The organism is Bacillus cereus group sp. MYBK95-2, from assembly GCF_051915225.1.
In the GTDB taxonomy this organism is placed as follows: domain Bacteria; phylum Bacillota; class Bacilli; order Bacillales; family Bacillaceae_G; genus Bacillus_A; species Bacillus_A cereus.
This window is the reverse complement of sequence record NZ_JBQAEH010000004.1, coordinates 226,080-245,299: the sequence shown is the minus strand read 5'-3', so window position 1 is coordinate 245,299 and position 19,220 is coordinate 226,080. Positions and strand designations below refer to the sequence as shown.

Genomic DNA, 19,220 nt, shown 5'->3' with positions numbered 1-19,220 from the left:
GTATAGCAAAAATCCTATAAAAAAAGAGAGGGTATTGTCGAACATATTTTGTCGACGATACCCTCTCTTTCACTTATTATATTTATTTAGCATATCCATTCGGTTGCTTTTGATGCCAATTCCAAGCATGTTCAATGATTGTCTTAACATTTACATACTTAGGATCCCATCCTAGCTTCTCTTTCGCTTTCTTAGAAGAAGCAACTAAACGTGCTGGATCGCCCGCACGGCGCGGTGCTACCTCAGCAGGAATTTCATGATTTGTAACTTCGCGAACTGCATCAACGATTTCTTTTACACTGAAACCATTACCATTTCCTAAGTTATAGAAATCACTCTCTCCGCCGTTCTGCAAGTCCTTAAGCCCTAAGAAATGAGCCGCTACTAAATCTTCAACATGAATATAATCACGGATACAAGTACCGTCTGGTGTATTATAATCATCACCAAACATCATAATCTTCTCACGTTGACCTAAAGCCACTTGCAACACAAGAGGAATTAAATGTGTCTCTGGGCGATGATCTTCCCCAATAATACCATTTGGAGTTGCACCAGCCACATTAAAGTATCTGAAAATCTTATAACGTAAATTTGAAGCTTGGCTATACCAATGAAGCATCTTCTCGATTGCTAACTTCGTCTCTCCGTACGTATTCGTTGGATTTGTCATCGTTTCCTCAGTAATAAGATCTACATCTACCTCACCATACGTCGCCGCAGTAGAAGAGAAAATAAACTTATCTACCTTAAACTCATCCATTACCTCTAATAAGCAAAGTGCACCATACACATTGTTATTATAATATTGAAGAGGCTTCTCCATACTAACTCCAACTAAAGAATCAGCTGCAAAATGCATAACAGCCTCAATATTTTCTTGTGTAAAAACATCTCTTAAAAATGCTTTATCACGAAGGTCGCCATTATAAAACTTCGCGCCTTCCGTAATTGCATCCTCATGACCCGTTTGTAAGTTATCTACTACTACTACAGATAAACCTTCGTCTACTAATTTTTTCACAGCGTGAGAACCGATGTAGCCGGCTCCGCCGCAGATTAGGATTGCGTTCATTGTCTTCCTCCTACATATATTAGGATTTCTTATTCACTCTCTTATTATAAAAGGTATACGATTGCTCGTATATCTTTTGTGTACCTTTATTACTTAGTTACCTATAGCATAGACGTACATTTCAATTATCTATAGTGTGTACACTTAGAACTTAAAAATATTATTTAATATAGCCATTTTTATTATTGGATTGCCATCTCCAAGAATCTGCACACATTTCTTCTAATCCACGCATCGCTTCCCATCCTAGTTCACGTTTTGCTTTTGATGCATCTGCAAAACATACCGCCACATCACCAGGACGACGCTCCGTAATTTTATAAGGAACTTTCTTTCCCGAAACTTTTTCAAATGCTTTAACCATCTCTAGTACACTATACCCCGTACCCGTTCCCAAATTATAAGCATCTACTCCTGTTGTATTCAGTACTTTCTCTAGTGCTTTTACGTGACCTTTTGCTAAGTCTACAACATGAATGTAATCACGGACGCCTGTTCCATCTTTCGTTGGGTAGTCATTTCCAAATACACTTAATTCTTTTAGCTTACCTACTGCCACTTGCGTTACATATGGCATTAAGTTATTTGGAATTCCATTTGGATCCTCTCCAATGCGTCCACTTTCATGTGCACCAAATGGGTTGAAGTAGCGAAGTAACGCGATACTCCATGCTGTATCCGCAAATGCCACATCACGCATAATTTGTTCAATCATTAATTTCGTTTGACCATATGGATTTGTTGCACTTAATGGAAATTCTTCCGTAATTGGTGATGTTTCTGGAATACCATATACTGTTGCAGATGAACTAAAAATCATCTTCTTCACATTACGCTTTTGCATAACTTCACATAATACTAATGTGCTAATAATATTATTATTATAGTACATTAATGGCTTTGCTACCGATTCTCCTACAGCTTTTAAACCTGCAAAGTGAATGACAGCTTCAATTTTATTTTCCTCAAAAATTTTATTCAGTACCTCGTAATTCACAAGATCCTCTTTATAAAACTTAAATTGTTTTCCTGTTAACTCTTTCACTCGATTGATAGACTCTATTGAGCTATTTGAAAGATTATCTACTACAATAATTTCATAATCATTGTTCAGTAATTCTATGCATGTATGACTACCAATATATCCTGCTCCACCCGTTACAAGTATTGCCATAAATATACCTCCAGTACTATTAAATATTAATAAAAAAGAAAATCATTTATCTTTTATAAAACAAATGATTTCCTCCTCACAGATTTTATTTAGCGATAAAATAATCCGTTACATATTGCGCCCAAACTTCATGCCCTTTATCACTCGGGAAACCAAACTCTTCTTTTAAGTAAGGTAAAATAGCCTTTGTTGTTGCATCGGGCCAAGCACCCCAATGATCCACATATGTATAACCATTTTGCGTCGCAAATTGCTTTAATGCCTCAATCGCTTTCGGATAATTCTTCGCACCATAAACTGGATTTGATGGTTGAATCATAATCGTGGCGCCCTTCGCACTAGTAGAAAGTGCTTGAACAAACTTCTGTGTACTCGCAACAGAGTTCCCATTACCAGTTTTACCGTTATCAGTAATAAATGGTGGCTCAAATAAAATTACATCTGGATTCTCTTTCGCAATCTCTTTATCACGCTTATTCGCGATTAACTCTTCTGTGCTTTCACCCTTATATTCCTTTACAGTCACATTCCATAAACCTTTACCGTAAGCAGTTTCTAAATTAGACGTTAACTTAGCTGCCCAAGCACCTTTTTCAGATGAAGAAGCTTCATCACCAACAATAACAAGATTTACTGCCTTTTTATCCTCAGCAGCTTTCTTTAACTTCTCTTTCACTGCATCTGGCAAGTTCTTCGCGTATGCTTCATTAAAAGATGACTTCGCATCTTGTTTTTTCTCTTCCTTTTTCTCTTCTTTCTTCGCTCCGCTATCTTTCACTTCAGCCTTTGTTTTCGTTACTTCACTCGTTTGTCCTGTTGCATTCGCAATCTTCTTATTCCAGTACAGTTTACCACTCACAACCGAAGCAACAAACAATACAAAAATAACAAGGACAAGTACCGCTTTCTTATTCATCGATTCACCTCATCTATTAATCTCACAATATATAATACTAATATAAATCCATGCAAAAATAAACCCAACTCCTTCCAAAGGAGTTGGGTTATTACATATTACTTAGTCACTTCAAGATGCGCTCTTAACTTATTCGTTAAATCTTGTTTTGCTGCATCCGGAACATAGTAATACCAAATACCGTCGGCAGCTTTGTGTCCGTCTCCTGAGATTTGGATATCCTCACTGTTCTGCAAACAATCTTTATAGTTCTTTTGCATATCAAACATTTGATCTTGTGTTAAGTTTGTTTTCACGTTCTTTTGAATTGCTGTAAGTACATCCCCATAACTTGTTAAAGAGGAGAAGCTTGCGCCCTTTTTAATTACAGCTTGCATAACTTGACGTTGACGCATTTGACGTCCGAAGTCACCGCGTGGGTCTTCTTTACGCATACGTGTATACGCCAGAGCTTGGTCACCAGTTAAGTGGATAGTCCCCTTTTGGAAGTGCTTTCCTTCTAGAGAAAACTCTAAATCATTATTAACATCCACACCGCCTACTGCATCGACAATATCCTTAAATCCTTCCATATTTACTTCAATGTAGTAATTAATAGGTACATTTAAGAACTTTTCTACAGTTGCGACAGACATATCTACTCCACCAAATGCATACGCATGGTTGATTTTATCACTTTTTCCTTTTCCAACGATTTCTGTATATGTGTCACGAGGGATACTTACTGTTTTCATTGAATTATTTTTAGGATTTAAAGTAATAACCATTAGGGAATCTGAACGGCCTTTATCCTCACCACGCTCATCAGCTCCTAATAATAAGATAGATACTGGTTGGGATTTATTAATTTTTTCTTCTTGTTTATTACCTTCATCACGCTTTAATGGTTTATGAACTTCATCTAATGTTTTTGAAACAGAAGAATATATAGTATAAGCGTAAATTCCACCACCTATAATGACTGCCCCCATAATTCCAAGAATCCATAAGGTAACCTTCTTTTTCATTATCATACCTTCTTTCTAAAATCTGGTTCACCTTTAATATATTTTAACCTTCAACCAAGTCGTGCCTTTAACTTTAAAATCAATTCCTTAACTATAGAGACACATTCCTTTAAAAGGCTATAATTTGTTAACAACATCATAATAACTATCATACATGATATCATGATGTATACCATAATATCCATATTTAGATACTGAATTACCCCTGCTATTGCAAATAGAACTAGATTTTTTGATAAATGTATCTTATCTATTACTACATCAATATACTTCCTAGTGTCAATAATCCTAATAATCCACATTGCAAAACAAGATATACAAGTACCGACTGCTGATGCCACAGCACCAAATTTCGGTACAAAAGCAATATTTAATATTATATTTAACAGCCCAACCACTAGGGTACTATAAAATATACTGGCAGTCCTTTTAGCTAATAGATGTGTTACTGAATAAAACCCTGCCATAACAACAAAAAAATTAGCGCCTAACAAAAATGGTATATATACCCATGATCCAAAGTAATCCGGAGTAGCAATAACTTTAACTATAGGCTTTTGTACTAGTAACATAAAAATTGAAACTGCCACGAAAAACACATAATACACCTTGAATACCTTGGAAAAAATAGCTTTATTTTCACTTGATTTATATAATTGATTAGCAGTGGTTTGCCATGCCAAAGTAAATATGCTTGAAAATATCATTAATATACTTGCATATTTAAAAGCTAAAGCATATAATCCTACCGTATCAAAATTTGTATATTCAACCAAAATAAATCTATCAGAAGCATTTATAAACCACCATGCTAAAACATTTGGAACTAATGGGGCCCCATACTTCAGCATTTCCTTAGCATATACACTACTATAAAGGCTTAATCGCACATAACGCCATATTTTAATCCAGGTCAATAATATACATATACTGAAAACGTTAGAAAAAATAAGGGAATAAAAATATCCATCTACCCCCATTCCCTTTGTATGCAGTAAATAAATTGCCCCACTAGCAAGGAGAGTAGTTTGTAAAATATCTGTGGCTGCAAAGGCCATAGATTTCTCAATCCCTCGCGCGATTTGTTTAAAAACACCAATGAACATAGCACTAATACAAACCCAAAATACCAATATTGACCTATCTTGTAAAATATCATCATTAACAGAAGACTGACTTATAAAATATGATACTATTCCAAATATAATAGTTGAAAATAAAATAACTATTATAGTAGACGATATTATTTTTCCCCGCTCTTTATCGTCCGAGGCATCTAACAAAAATCTATAACTTGCATCAGACAATTGAAAACTAATAATCGGTACCAAAATAAATACAAGTACATTAATAAGCTCTATATAACCAAATTCTCCTTTTGTCAAAGTGTGTGTGTATAGCGGTATTAAAAGAAAGGCTATAATTTTAGTACCAAAGGAACCAAAGGCAAAAACTATTATATTCTTTAACAAATCTTTGAACTTGGAATTAATATATTTCCCCTTCTTTCATATTTTCATCTATGTTTTAATGATCTACTTTTTCAACGTTACATTGTCACAGATTTTTGTCCATCGATCATAATAAGTAGAATTCTTCCCGTAAGAATTATCAATTACCACATTTTCTTTATTCATTAAACAAGACAAAATATGTCCGTGTAACCTAGATGTGCTTATACACTGATACTCCCCAAATACTTTAATAGATTTATTTACTAAATAATCGCTATAAAGTTCCCATAATTTATGAATAGGTAATATATTAAACATTACTCTATCGATCTTGCTTATAAATTGAAACATGTTCACTGTCTTATGGTCCAATTTTGATAATAAAACAGGCCAATCTAAAATATCACCTTCAGGACTCCCTGTTCCCTCTAATTTTAAGTTTATCTCATCATCCGTACGAATAAAATGTAACACTTCTTTTTTAGCCACTTCTTCCACATGAATAGGCCATAATTGATGAGCCATATCTGGAGATAGATATGCATTTACATTAAATTCATTTTTGATTATCTCATAAGATTTTTCATCCCTTACAAATAAATGCACATCTTTGTGCTTATTAAAGATCGCAGCTGTTTCTTTTAAATTTTCCTTGGACTTATAATAGATTGTTTGGGGTAAAATAACTATCCTATTATCTGGATAATTTCCAACTAAGTACTCTCTTAATTGTTGAGGCCCCCTATATAAATCACCAAAATTACCTCCACCTTGACAAACAATTATACAATCTTGAGGTAATTTCACTTTTTTTCTAAAATTCATAAAACTGTATCTTGCCACTACCTCAATCTCATTATCTTTAAAAAACTTCTCTGTTCCCTTCATAATTAATAAATCGCCAACATTATTATAAACAGGGTACTCCATATATATAATTCTTGATTTCCTTGGAATAGCAGTTAAAATCTGCTCTAATTCTCTTTTTAATCTTTCCATAGGATGCAAATTACTTTCTGTCATATAAAAATATACTCCTTATTCTTTATTAATACTTTCACAGATTTTATTGGCATAAAGCCTCTAAATTATTACATTTGGTCCTTCATATATCGTTATAATTTATCCAAATAAAAAAGGTATTACACTTATTATCACCATTTAAATCAATAACCTAGTAACCATTGACATAACCTACAAATTCACTTCTTTCTCTCGCAGAAGATACTTATACATCATCCCTCTAATGCGATTAGGTAAAATCCTAAAAATTGATCTAATAAATAAATTTACAACAAATTCAGACCTAGTAATAAATTGCATTTCCACAAATTCTTTTTGTAGTTCTAATTCTTTTATTAAATATTGAATTCCACCTCTTCGTTCAAATAAAGACACACCTGCTCGAACTAACACTAGAGATTCTTCTATATTTGCAAATCGATATCCCGATTTCAACATCCTTACCCATAAATAATAGTCTTCATTCCATAAAAAGTGTCGATATCCTCCTGAATTAATAACCGCTTCTTTACGAAACATAACTGACATATGGTTAAGTGGATTTCTTTTTTTAGCTGCCTTAAAAATTTCTTCATGCGAAGTTGGGACCTTCCTAACTGAAACGATTTCTTTAGCATCTTTCTCAAATTCACTTATCCATGTTCCTACTATAGATATATCTGGGTTTTCACATAAAAAATTCAATTGTTTTTCGAACCTGGTAGGAACACATATATCATCACTATCCATTCTTGCGACTATTTCGTGGCTACAAGAATTCAATCCAATCCCTAACGCCTTACCCAATCCTTGATTTACTTCCAATTCTACTATTTTAAATAGATTAGGCTTTAATTCTTGATATTTTAAAATTATATTATCTAACTCCCTAGTTAATTTCCCATCTTTTACTATTACAATTTCATCAGGCACAATAGTTTGATTTATTAAACTCTCTAAACAAATAGCTAAATATTCAGGTACCTCTTTTTGATATACAGACATTAATACTGAATATTGCATACTCACTCTCCTTTCTTATTGTTGTAATTAGTATTTTTTTGATATATCCTCTGATATTTCTCTGTCATAATTTCCGCTGACAAGTAATTAATTATGATATTACTTGCCGCAAGTGACATATCAGTATAGTTCTTAGTTATAGTATCTTGCATTTTTCTCGCTAAGTCTTTATAGTCCCCTGTCGAGAATAAAAAACCAGCAGTTTTATCTACAGACAACACTTCACGATGTGAGTCAATATCTGATAATATTACTGGTAATCCTGTTGATAATGCCTCCATAACAGCCATTGGTAAACCCTCTGAATACGAGCTAGCTACATAGAAATCAGAAGCCTTATAGTAATCTATTGGATTATTAACTTTACCAACTAGTTTGATATTATTATCCCCATTTATATATTCCTTACACTCTTCATACAAATTACCATCACCAACTATCAACAACACATTATCCTCATTTTTATTAATACTTTTAAATGCATCGATGACCATTAATGGATTTTTTCTAGGAATTAGTGCCCCTAAATATAAAAAAACTTTTTTCTCTTGTGATATACCTAACATATTTCGTTTTTTCATTTTTTCTTCAGTTGTTGTGTAATTAAAAACATTGGTATCAATACCATTTTGGATAACTTCGTACTCTTTTTTAGTCTTTTCTTTAATCTTTTTACTTACTGAATATGAACATGCAATTGGTTCTTTTATTTTCTTAAATGACCACAAATTAGTGATTGCCATTACTGTCCCTAGTATTTTCTTATATGCTAATACATAATCTTCATATGGATAATTATGTATAGTAGATACAGTATAATAATTTGATAGGTATACTGCTGAAAAGATATCTGCTCTTATTCCATGAGAATGAATTACATCTGGATCCAATTCAGCTAAAACACTTCTGATATATTTTTTTTTAGTAAATGCCCCCATCATTCCATCTATATCCAATGTAAAAACTTTTACATCTAACGCTTCAAATTCTTCCTTACGAGAATTAACCTTTTCTTCCGAAAAGGTTAATATTATTGGCTCAAAATTTTCCCTATCCATATTATTAATAATATTATAAATAACATTTACTGGACCGCATCTCTCTAGAGTTGAAACAAAATAAAGTACTTTCATCTTAGCTCCTCTCCTATATACCTTAAATATTGATTGAACCTACTATCCCATGTATTATCAATTAAAAAATCTTCTATTCCATCTAAGCAAACCGAATAATTTATTTCTTTTGCTTCTTCTTCAATAAAAACATAATTATTGTTTTGATAATTTAAAACTTCTGGAATTGGTGTTGAAATCACTGGTACACCTGCTCCCAAATATTCAAATAACTTAGTAGGAAAAACACCCTTAGTAAATTCATTCACTTTATAAGGAATTAATCCATATTTCATTTTCTCCAAATATTGTTGTAAGTCATCTTTAGATACTTGACCAGTCATAATAACATTTTTATATTTTTTTAATTGCAATGCAGTTTTATCTAGTACACCACCAACTATAAGAAACGTGAGCATTGGATTCATTTCTATTAATCGAAATAAATACTCATAATCAATATGTGGATGTAAATGGCCTACATATCCAACTAATTCTCTATCTTGTTCTTTTTCAAATAAAATTTTTGTAGCATCATATCCCTGGGGGACATATTTTATATTTGAATTTAAATGTTTATAATCTTCAAAGGTTGCTAAATTATCAACAAACACTATATCAGCCTCCGAAACGGCTTTTTTTTCCAACTCTTTCATTTGGTTACTCAATTTCGGATTAGCTTGCCTGCGCTCCGCTAAATCTATTACTTTAAAACTAGATTGTTGAAAAAACAAATAATTAGTTGGATTAATATAAGTGGCCCAAAAAAAATTTTTCTCGCCCAATTTCACCTTCGAATTAAGGATTGAATAATTGATTCTTGTAGATAACTTATCAAAACGATGAATATAATAACTATTAATAAAATTCATATTCTCCGCTGTTTTTTGTGAATTATTAATAGATTTCTGTTTTTTTAATTTATTACATACCTTTTTAATGAATTCTGCTGAAAAGACATTATAATTAATTAAACCTAAAGGGGGAAATATATTAATTTCTCTATCTATAGATCTTGCAAATCTATAAACAAGTTCATGTTGTCTCTCCCAAGCATGAGACCAATGTTGGGCTGGAAAGAAAGTAAAACTATCAAACTTCTCAAACAAAAAAAAACTCCTCCAATCTAATTAAATCCATAGACTATTTATATTCATTTGTTACTCTCATACTTTATATTAGTTAAACAATTATATAATCCTAAAAACATCCAAAAATACCTTGAACTCAAAAATTCTACAACAAACCCTTGCATTAAATAAACAGTTATTCTCACGAAAAAACTATTCCGAATTAACTTATATTCATTTAATAGTTCCATAACCTTCAATTTGTATAAAGATATTATTTAGAATAAAAACGCTAAAAAATCTATGAATCCAAACTTAACCATTATCCTTAATATGAGATTATGCCAATTCAATTGAACAACCAAATTCACAATATACCTTAATACATTAATTATTATACTATTGCTTTTAATTGGAATGATTCTATAATATTAATATCCCTAAATTATTACTGTATAGTGTGTATATACTGGCTTTTTAACTAACTAGAAAAACACTTTTTATTCTCCATATTCCACGGCCAAAGTGGAGATATCTGTCATCAAGCGTTACCTTGCTCCGTTTCCCGTAAATACTACCTTTATTGTTTTAATAAATATTAAAACATCTAATTTTAGGCTTTCATTTTCAATATAATACATGTCTAATTCAAATTTCTCTCTTGGCGTAATATTATACCCACCATTAATTTGTGCCCAACCTGTTAAACCCGGTTTAACTAAAATTCTCATTTGAAAATCTGGAATTTCTTTTTCAAATTGGTCAATAAATATTTTCCTTTCAGGTCTAGGTCCAATGATAGCCATTTCACCCTTTAAAACATTTATTAGTTGTGGTAATTCATCAATTCTCGTCTTTCTTATAAATGCACCCATTTTAGTCACACGTGGATCATTTTGATTTGCCCATTGTGGTCCTTTTTTTTCTGCATCATTTCGCATGGATCTAATTTTTAAAATCATAAAAGGTTTATTCCCCATTCCAATCCTCTCTTGCTTATAAAAAATAGGGCCAGGTGACTCCATTTTAACTAGTATTCCTATACATAGAATTAGTGGAGAAGTTAAAATGAGAAGTAATAATGAAAAAATAATTTCTAAGCATCTTTTTATAGATCCATAAATTGTCCCAGTCTCTCTATTATATAATCTCTCTTTTTTCAATTCCCATGTTACATCTTGGACTCTATTATATCTCTGAGGCTGCACTATTTTTACTCCTCCTTTTATATTTTCAATTAAATAATTCTAATCCCCTCATAATTAATTTAACTATTTCTTCAAGATACACTTAAAGAATACCCTTGCTACTAATCTTCTTAATAATTTATCTTTTAAATCCAATATAGGGAGACTAAAAATATTTTTTGCCATCCATATCCCATGTTTTGAACCTTTTCTGCAAATATCTATCCATAATAGCTGAATGATTTTTGCCACATCATGTCCGTCAGATATATTATTTGAATTATATGCCATTTCCAATTCTTCTTTTGCTTGTACTATTTCTTTTTTAGAAAGATAGGTCTTATCATATTTATTTCTATTGAAATTAATTCCAATTCCCTGTAGAGCTTTCATTGAGATTGATATTTCCATTTTTTTTTGTTCAACCTCATGTACTCTACTAATCCCCGTTGAAGATAAACGATAAAATAATAAAGGTTGTTTTAGATTTACAATCTTATACCTGCTACTAACTCTCTGAAATAATTCATAGTCTTCCGCATGTATAAACGCTTCATCATAACGGATATTCTCTTTTTTGAATATCGAATTTCTTATCATAACTGAAGGGTGTATTAAACAGTTTTTCACAACTAGATAGTTTTTTATATTTTCCGTACCCTCTACTAAAAATGGAAAAGAAAACCTCTTACCAATAAATCTTAAACTGGTTCCACAAATTACAATTTCCTTGTCCTCGTCCATTGTTTTTACTTGTAATTCTAATCTTCGAGGATGTGCAATATCATCACTATCCATCCGTGCGATATATTCTCCTGTAGCCAAATCCAGTCCTTTATTAAGAGTACGAATTAATTTTAAATTTACTTCATTATTCACTAATCTAATCCTAGAATCTTGAAATGAATTTATAATCTCTAGTGACTTATCTGTCGAGCCATCATTAATTATTAAAAGCTCAAAATCCTTATATGTTTGATTTAAAATACTTTCTATAGCTTCACCTAAATAGCTTTCTCCATTATATACTGGCATCAAAACAGTGACCCTTGCCATAAAACCCTCCATTTAAACTCTCATTTTCGTTTCTTACTACTACAATAGATCTACCTATATTTTAATCTTTTTTTGCTGTACAACCTCATTCATATATTCTATTAAAACTTCTTTAATCTCTTCATTCTGAAGTGCCATCTCAATCGTCGTCTTAATAAATCCAAATTTCTCCCCAACATCGTAACGAGTGCCTTCGAAGTCATAAGCAAATACACGTTGAATTTCATTTAATCGTTGAATTGCATCTGTTAATTGAATTTCCCCACCTGCACCTGTTTGTTGATTTTCAAGAAACATAAAAATTTCTGGCGTTAATACGTAACGTCCCATAATTGCTAAATTTGATGGAGCTGTGCCTTCTGCTGGTTTCTCCACAAATTGACGCACTTGATAACGACGATCATTTTGTTCAACTGGATCGATAATACCGTAACGATGTGTTTCATTTTCAGGCACTGTTTGTACACCAATAACCGATGATTGTGTACCTTCATATTGATCCATTAATTGACGTAGACATGGCGTTTCTGCTTGTACAATATCATCACCAAGTAATACTGCAAATGGTTCGTTTCCTATAAATTTACGCGCGCACCATACCGCATGTCCAAGTCCTTTCGGTTCCTTTTGTCTTATGTAATGAATGTTAATTCTTGAAGAAGCTTGTACCTTTTCAAGCATTTCATACTTTCCTTTTTCTAAAAGGTTTTGTTCTAATTCGAATGAATGATCAAAATGATCTTCAATCGCGCGTTTTCCTTTTCCAGTAACAATAATAATATCTTCAATTCCTGATTCTATCGCTTCTTCTATTATGTATTGAATTGTTGGTTTATCGACGATAGGTAACATTTCTTTCGGCATTGCTTTCGTTGCTGGTAAAAACCTTGTCCCCAGTCCAGCAGCTGGAATAATTGCTTTTCTTACTTTTTTCAAATCTAGTACCCCCAAAAATAAATTATTATATTTGTATGTAGCAATAACAAAAACCCTACTTATAGGGTCGTCTTTACAACTCCATAAGTAGAGTTTCTATCATAAATAAATTATGGGCATCTAACCCATCCTCACGTCATACTCCCGACGACAAGCGTCTAAGGTAGGTGCGAAATAAAAATTTCTACCCACAGCACGACCGAGTGCCCCCATTGATAACGGTTAGGAGACATCACCAGTTCTTTATTTAAAAAATACCAAACAATTTTTTACGACGAATTTGTTCTGGATCTTCTTTGTAAATTGCCTTCCCGCTAATTAATAAGTACGGATTTTCTTTCAAATCACTCATAACACTCATTCCAAATTCTTTCTCAATTAGTTCATAGCTTTCCGCTAAATGAAATCCTCTCGATGTCGTGTTATGCGCATCTGATGCGATCATATGTGTTAAATTATGTTCCACAAGCTGTAGTGAGAATTTTTTAATCTTTTTACCAAATTTCCCAAGCAAACTACCTGCTGTCACTTGTGTTAATGCACCTTTATTAACAAGGTTATATAACTTATCTGGCCGCTCGATTAACTCGGCATTACGTTCTGGATGAACGATAATTGGAATCATTCCCTTTACACGTAATTCGTATAATAATTGTTCGGTATAACGAGGTACGTGATTCGATGGAAATTCAATGAATATGTATTTATTTGTTTCATTTAAAGTAACGATTTTACCAGCCTCATAGTCTTCTAATAAATCACCATATAACCTGACCTCTTGCCCCGGTAAAATAGTAAGTGGAATATTATGTTTTTGTAGTTCATCATTTAGTTGTTTTACGTGATGAATAATTGAGGTACGTTCATTTACATATTTGCCATTTTGATGGTGCGGCGTTGCGACAATGGTATGTATTCCTTCTGACACGGCTTGTTGTGCCATTACTAAACTATCGGTTACTGTCTGTGCACCATCATCGATACCAGGTAAAATGTGACAATGTAAATCTATCATTTGTTTCATCCTCCCTCTCTCCTATAAAGATCTTTTTTCCCTTGAATATGAGATATTGCTCATATTCAAGGGAAAAAAGGAGATATGTTTTTACCATATCTCACTTTAAAATTAGTTTGCACCGTAGTAATAATATAAGCCGTTTTCACGTTCACGATCGTTTAGAACAACACCTAACAATTTTCCCTTTGCAGACTCCAATAATACTTTTGCTTTTACTGCTGTTTCTTTTTCTGTTGATTCACTACGAACAACAAGAATAGAAGCATCACATACATTTGCCATAATTTGCGCATCGGTAACAGCTAAAATAGGTGGCATATCAAAAATAACTAAGTCGTACATGCTGTATGCTTGTCCAAGAAGTTCTTTCATTGATTTCGACCCTAGCAATTCGGCCGGATTTGGCGGAATTGGACCACAAGCTAAAAAGTGTAGATTATCAACTAATGTTGTTTGCACACATTTCTCTAAACGTTCACTATGTGTTAATACATTCGTTAAGCCAAAAATGTTATCTACTTGGAACATTTGATGCATCGCCGGCTTACGCATATCAGCATCAATTAATAATACTTTCTTTCCTTGTTGAGCAAACACAACTGCCATATTAGCTGTCGTTGTTGTTTTCCCTTCACTTGGGTTTGCAGACGTGACCATTAATGAATGTAAATTCGTATCAATAGCTGCAAATTCAATATTCGTTCGAATATTACGATATTGTTCTGAAATTGGTGATTTCGGTTGTTGATGAGCAATTAATTGACGGCGTTGACGATGATTTTTTTTCTTTTTAAATAAATTAAGAGCCAATTGTTTGTCCCCTCACTTTTCTTGATGCTGGAGCGTGTGATTTCACGTTCATTGTTTCTTCATCCATACGAGCTACAATCCCTAATACCGGTAAGCCAAGTAAGTTTTCCACATCTTCTTCTTTTTTCACTGTGTTATCTAAGTACTCTAGTAAGAATGCAAGGCCAACTGAAGCCATTAAACCAACAACGAAAGCGATTGCCACATTTAACATTGGACGCGGTTTAATTGGAGATTGATTTTCTGCAACTTCTGCTTTAGATAATACTGTTACGTTATCAACACTCATGATTTTTGCAATTTCACCTTTAAATACTTCTGCAGTTGTGTTAGCAATATCCCGAGCAAGTTTTGGATTCTTATCTATTGCTGTTACAGTTACGACTTGTGAATCCTTTTCATTTACTACTTCAATTTTCCCATTTAAATCTTGAGTCGTAAGATCTAATCCCAACTTTTCTTTCACTTGATCCAAAATAACCGGACTTTTAATAATAACTTTATATGTATTCGTCAATTGAATATTTGATTGAATTTCCCCCAACTGAATTGCTGCACCCTCTTGTTTCTTCTGGTTAACAAGAATTTGCGTCGAAGATTGATAGATTGGTGTCATAAAGAAAAAGCTAATGATAGCACTTACAATAGCTGCACTAAATGCGATTACGAGGATCATTGCTAAACGTTTTTTTAAGATATGAAATAACTCTTTTAGACTAATTGTTTCTTCCATAGGTTCCTCCAACTTTCTAAAATTTACACATAGGAAAAATTATAACATATAAATCTTACATTTTTCATTTTTAATAATTCAGTTTTATATTTGTTCACAAGAAACAAGTTTAATCTTACAAAATTATCTTAAATATGACAACACATTCCAATCATTTTCCAAAATTTTTATTCTATCATGTTTTTCATACTGTGTAACTTGATAAAGAATTTTCAGAAAACAATAAAAAACCAACAAAAATTTTGTTGGTTTTTTATATTTTAGTAATAACCATACTGCTCTTTTTCTTCTCTTTTATCGTTTAAAACGACTCCAAGTAGTTTTCCTGATGCTTTATCTAATATTTGTTTCGCTTTTACGATTTTATCTTTTTCCGTCTTTTCGCTGCGTACAACGAGTACGATTCCATCACATTTATTCGCAAGAATTTGTGCATCTGTAACCGCAAGGACAGGTGGTGTGTCAATTAATATAATATCAAACATGTTATATGCTTCTAGCAACGCCTCGTCCATCATCCGGCTCCCTAATAGTTCTGCTGGGTTTGGCGGGATTGGACCTGCTGCCATTAAGTATACGTTCTCTATATCTGTTTTTTGAATGCATTGCATAAGTTTTGCTTGTCCTGATAATAAGTTCGTTAACCCATTTGAACTATGAATGGCAAATAAGTTTTGTATCGTTGGCTTACGCAAGTCAGCTCCAATTAATAAAACTTTCTTTCCTTGTTGTCCGAAAACAACTGCTAAGTTTGAGATTGTTGTTGTTTTCCCATCACTTGGATCTGCTGAAGTAACAATAATAGAACGAACATGGTTATCTACAGATGTAAACTCAATGTTTGTACGAATGTTACGGTATTGTTCTGTAATACGCGATTTAGGCTCTTTATGTGTAATTAATTGTCGTAATGGTTTTCTTTTCTTTCTCCCGAACATATTCATAATCTCCTTTTGTGAAATGCGACATTTCCCTTTTCTCTCTCTTATGCTCGATTTCATACGTCTAATTAATATTCTTGCTGAGTTCCCCACATTTCATCATAATCAATAACATTCTACTTTGTCTTATTTAAGTACCTTAACAATATGACAATGCCCTTATTTCTTTATTACCTTTATCACTTATCCTGTTTTCTAGATAAACAATAAAGTAAGTATATGGTAATTACCATCTATTTACAAGAATTTTCTGATTAGTTTGTATATTATCTTTTCATCGTTATATAGCAGTAAACAAAAAATCTCCTTGTCTTTTCACAAGGAGATTTTTTATTTTTCTCTATTCTTTTTTATCACCAATCGCAAATGTAATTTCTGCCTCACATGCAACTTCACCATCTACTGTTGCGATTGCTTTTCCTTTTCCAATTGGGCCGCGTACGCGTGTCATTTCTACTTCTAGACGAAGCTGATCACCTGGGCGTACTTGTTTTTTGAAACGGCAATTGTCGATACCTGCAAAGAAAGCAAGTCTTCCGCGGTTTTCTTCTTTCTTTAATACTGCAACTGCTCCGACTTGTGCTAATGCTTCTACAATAAGTACACCAGGCATAACTGCATAGTCAGGGAAGTGTCCGTTAAAGAATTCTTCGTTTGCGGATACATTTTTAATCCCAACCGCTCTTTTACCTTCATCTACTTCTAATATTTTATCAACAAGTAAAAATGGATAGCGGTGAGGAATGATTTCTTTAATTTGTTCTATATTTAGCATGTAACAATCGCCCCTTTTGTAATATTGGTCTTACCACTTGGACATATTGCTATTATCCCATTTTGTTTATTGTTTGTCATTACAAAGTAACATTTTATATTTAGTACAACTTCCTAAAAAAAATGCACACACTCTATTCCATTAAAATAGTTGCACATTTTTGCAACTGACACGGAGGTGGAAAGGAGTGTATGCCCAAATTAGGGAAAGGCAATATGTATTGAAACATTATTTGCCTTAATGTCGTATTCGACTCATTATATTATAAACGTTTTCAATTAAGGAAATATTAAATTTAACCATATATATGAATATTTTACCTGTTTCCTTCACATTTCTCTATTTTCCTTCCATTTTCGCAAAAAATCAAAATAAAAAAATATAAAAACGAAAAAAAGAACTAAGGCGTCAGCCTTAGTTCTTTCAAATTATCTCAAAGCACGCTTTGGTAATCTATCGATATTCTCTAACATAATACCTGTACCAACCGCAACGCAGTGCATTGGGTTTTCAGCAATTAATACTGGTACTTTTAGTTCTTCTGCTAAAAGCATGTCGATACCGTGTAGTAAAGCTCCACCGCCTGTTAGAATAACACCGCGGTCGATGATATCTGCAGATAATTCTGGTGGTGTGCGCTCTAATACGCCTTTTGCAGCTTGTACAATAACAGCTGCATTTTCTTTTAATGCTTCTGTAATTTCTTCAGAGCATACTGTAATTGTACGTGGTAAGCCTGTTACCATGTCACGTCCGCGAATTTCAAGCTCTTCGCTACGTGCACCTGGGAATACTGTACCAACTTTAATTTTAATATCTTCTGAAGTACGTTCTCCGATTAATAGCTTATACTTACGTTTAATATAGTTTAAGATCTCCATATCAAACTTATCGCCAGCCATTTTGATAGAGGAAGAGGTAACAATATCACCCATAGATAGTACAGCGATATCTGTTGTACCTCCACCAATATCAACAACCATGTTACCGCTTGGTTGGAAGATTTCCATACCAGCACCAACTGCGGCTACTTTTGGTTCTTCTTCTAAAAATACTGTTTTACCACCTGAACGTTCAGCAGCTTCACGAATTGCTTTTTGTTCTACTGATGTAATATTTGTTGGACAACAAATTAAAATACGAGGTTTTGAAAAGAAGCTCTTTACGTCCAATTTGTTAATGAAATACTTTAACATTGCTTCTGTAATTTCGAAGTCTGCGATTACACCATCTTTAAGTGGACGAATTGCTACAATATTACCCGGTGTACGTCCCACCATACTTCTCGCTTCTTCACCTACTGCTAATACTTTACCACTATTACGATCAATTGCCACAACAGATGGCTCATTTAATACAATACCCTTACCTTTAACATGAATTAATACGTTAGCCGTACCTAGGTCAATTCCGATATCTCGCGCAAACATTCCCGTTTTTTCCTCCTCGATATTCAAAATCAGGTTACACCCGAATTCTTTTCACCTAATTTCTGATTTTATCATAAATTTAACAGAAACGTAATATTCGCAAAAAGAATTCTTCTGAAAAATATTACCGAATGTGAACGGAATGTTTGCTATTGTAACATTATTGACGTACAGGCTTCTCTACATCTTCTTTTCTATACTTTTGCTTTGTTGCTTCTCCACCTCTTAAATGACGAATAGACTTATGATAATCAAGAATTTCTTTCACTTCATTTGCGAGCTCTGGATTAATTTCTGGTAGACGTTCTGTTAAATCTTTATGGACTGTACTCTTTGATACCCCAAATTCCTTTGCAATGACACGCACTGTCTTTCTTGTCTCCACGATATACTTACCAATCTTGATAGTTCTCTCTTTGATGTAATCGTGCACACCACTCGCCTCCCTAATTTGGATGTGAGAAGGGTGAAATGAGCCTCGCTGCATACGACTAAGAAGTA

At 33.1% G+C, this 19,220-nt stretch carries 19 protein-coding genes; all 19 read right to left on the bottom strand.

Annotated elements, in window-relative coordinates; translation table 11 throughout:
• Window positions 1-82: 82 nt before the first annotated feature.
• Window positions 83-1,075: a UDP-glucose 4-epimerase GalE gene (gene galE / locus ACTFN4_RS15790; RefSeq protein WP_234574298.1), complete on the bottom strand. Its 993-nt coding sequence runs from the start codon at window positions 1,073-1,075 to the stop codon at window positions 83-85.
• Window positions 1,076-1,235: 160 nt separating this feature from the next.
• A complete protein-coding gene (gene galE / locus ACTFN4_RS15785; RefSeq protein WP_234574299.1) occupies window positions 1,236-2,249 on the bottom strand; it encodes a UDP-glucose 4-epimerase GalE in 1,014 nt (337 codons plus the stop codon).
• Between the two features lie 85 nt (window positions 2,250-2,334).
• Window positions 2,335-3,165, bottom strand: a complete 831-nt coding sequence (locus ACTFN4_RS15780) for an SGNH/GDSL hydrolase family protein (RefSeq protein WP_152121704.1) — start codon at window positions 3,163-3,165, stop codon at window positions 2,335-2,337.
• Window positions 3,166-3,263: 98 nt separating this feature from the next.
• Complete coding sequence (tagU, locus tag ACTFN4_RS15775) at window positions 3,264-4,172, bottom strand: polyisoprenyl-teichoic acid--peptidoglycan teichoic acid transferase TagU (protein ID WP_152121706.1); 909 nt, start codon at window positions 4,170-4,172, stop codon at window positions 3,264-3,266.
• Between the two features lie 50 nt (window positions 4,173-4,222).
• The gene (locus ACTFN4_RS15770) at window positions 4,223-5,644 is read right to left on the bottom strand and encodes a lipopolysaccharide biosynthesis protein (protein WP_201144793.1); all 1,422 of its coding nucleotides are present in this window, start codon (window positions 5,642-5,644) and stop codon (window positions 4,223-4,225) included.
• A gap of 63 nt (window positions 5,645-5,707) precedes the next feature.
• Complete coding sequence (locus ACTFN4_RS15765) at window positions 5,708-6,649, bottom strand: polysaccharide pyruvyl transferase family protein (RefSeq protein ID WP_152121709.1); 942 nt, start codon at window positions 6,647-6,649, stop codon at window positions 5,708-5,710.
• A 171-nt stretch (window positions 6,650-6,820) separates the two neighbouring features.
• Window positions 6,821-7,651: a glycosyltransferase family 2 protein gene (locus ACTFN4_RS15760; protein ID WP_152121711.1), complete on the bottom strand. Its 831-nt coding sequence runs from the start codon at window positions 7,649-7,651 to the stop codon at window positions 6,821-6,823.
• 2 nt (window positions 7,652-7,653) lie between these two features.
• Window positions 7,654-8,784 (bottom strand): glycosyltransferase family 4 protein, encoded by a 1,131-nt coding sequence (locus tag ACTFN4_RS15755; protein ID WP_201144798.1) that lies wholly within the window; start codon window positions 8,782-8,784, stop codon window positions 7,654-7,656.
• Window positions 8,781-9,872, bottom strand: coding sequence for a glycosyltransferase (locus ACTFN4_RS15750; RefSeq protein ID WP_234574301.1), 1,092 nt, complete (start codon window positions 9,870-9,872; stop codon window positions 8,781-8,783). Before ACTFN4_RS15750 ends, ACTFN4_RS15755 begins: the two co-directional genes overlap by 4 nt.
• A gap of 509 nt (window positions 9,873-10,381) precedes the next feature.
• Window positions 10,382-10,996 (bottom strand): exopolysaccharide biosynthesis polyprenyl glycosylphosphotransferase, encoded by a 615-nt coding sequence (locus tag ACTFN4_RS15745; RefSeq protein WP_226800162.1) that lies wholly within the window; start codon window positions 10,994-10,996, stop codon window positions 10,382-10,384.
• 108 nt (window positions 10,997-11,104) lie between these two features.
• A complete protein-coding gene (locus tag ACTFN4_RS15740; RefSeq protein WP_152121719.1) occupies window positions 11,105-12,076 on the bottom strand; it encodes a glycosyltransferase family 2 protein in 972 nt (323 codons plus the stop codon).
• Between the two features lie 54 nt (window positions 12,077-12,130).
• Complete coding sequence (gene bpsC / locus ACTFN4_RS15735; protein ID WP_201144804.1) at window positions 12,131-13,012, bottom strand: UTP--glucose-1-phosphate uridylyltransferase BpsC; 882 nt, start codon at window positions 13,010-13,012, stop codon at window positions 12,131-12,133.
• 247 nt (window positions 13,013-13,259) lie between these two features.
• Window positions 13,260-14,027, bottom strand: coding sequence for a tyrosine-protein phosphatase (locus tag ACTFN4_RS15730; protein WP_439962572.1), 768 nt, complete (start codon window positions 14,025-14,027; stop codon window positions 13,260-13,262).
• Between the two features lie 111 nt (window positions 14,028-14,138).
• The gene (locus ACTFN4_RS15725; protein ID WP_234574302.1) at window positions 14,139-14,840 is read right to left on the bottom strand and encodes a CpsD/CapB family tyrosine-protein kinase; all 702 of its coding nucleotides are present in this window, start codon (window positions 14,838-14,840) and stop codon (window positions 14,139-14,141) included.
• Window positions 14,830-15,573 (bottom strand): YveK family protein, encoded by a 744-nt coding sequence (locus ACTFN4_RS15720; RefSeq protein ID WP_439962517.1) that lies wholly within the window; start codon window positions 15,571-15,573, stop codon window positions 14,830-14,832. The genes ACTFN4_RS15725 and ACTFN4_RS15720 overlap by 11 nt, the downstream gene beginning before the upstream one ends.
• 260 nt (window positions 15,574-15,833) lie before the next feature.
• On the bottom strand, window positions 15,834-16,511 hold the full coding sequence (locus tag ACTFN4_RS15715; RefSeq protein ID WP_439962516.1) for a CpsD/CapB family tyrosine-protein kinase: 678 nt from the start codon (window positions 16,509-16,511) through the stop codon (window positions 15,834-15,836).
• Between the two features lie 343 nt (window positions 16,512-16,854).
• Window positions 16,855-17,289 carry a 3-hydroxyacyl-ACP dehydratase FabZ gene (gene fabZ, locus ACTFN4_RS15710; RefSeq protein WP_000931959.1) on the bottom strand — a complete coding sequence of 145 codons (435 nt, stop codon included), beginning with the start codon at window positions 17,287-17,289 and terminating at the stop codon, window positions 16,855-16,857.
• Between the two features lie 428 nt (window positions 17,290-17,717).
• Window positions 17,718-18,719: a rod shape-determining protein gene (locus tag ACTFN4_RS15705; RefSeq protein ID WP_000457978.1), complete on the bottom strand. Its 1,002-nt coding sequence runs from the start codon at window positions 18,717-18,719 to the stop codon at window positions 17,718-17,720.
• 160 nt (window positions 18,720-18,879) lie between these two features.
• Entirely contained in the window at window positions 18,880-19,152 is a 273-nt protein-coding gene (gene spoIIID / locus ACTFN4_RS15700; protein WP_000544012.1) for a sporulation transcriptional regulator SpoIIID, read from the bottom strand.
• Between the last annotated feature and the right edge of the window lie 68 nt (window positions 19,153-19,220).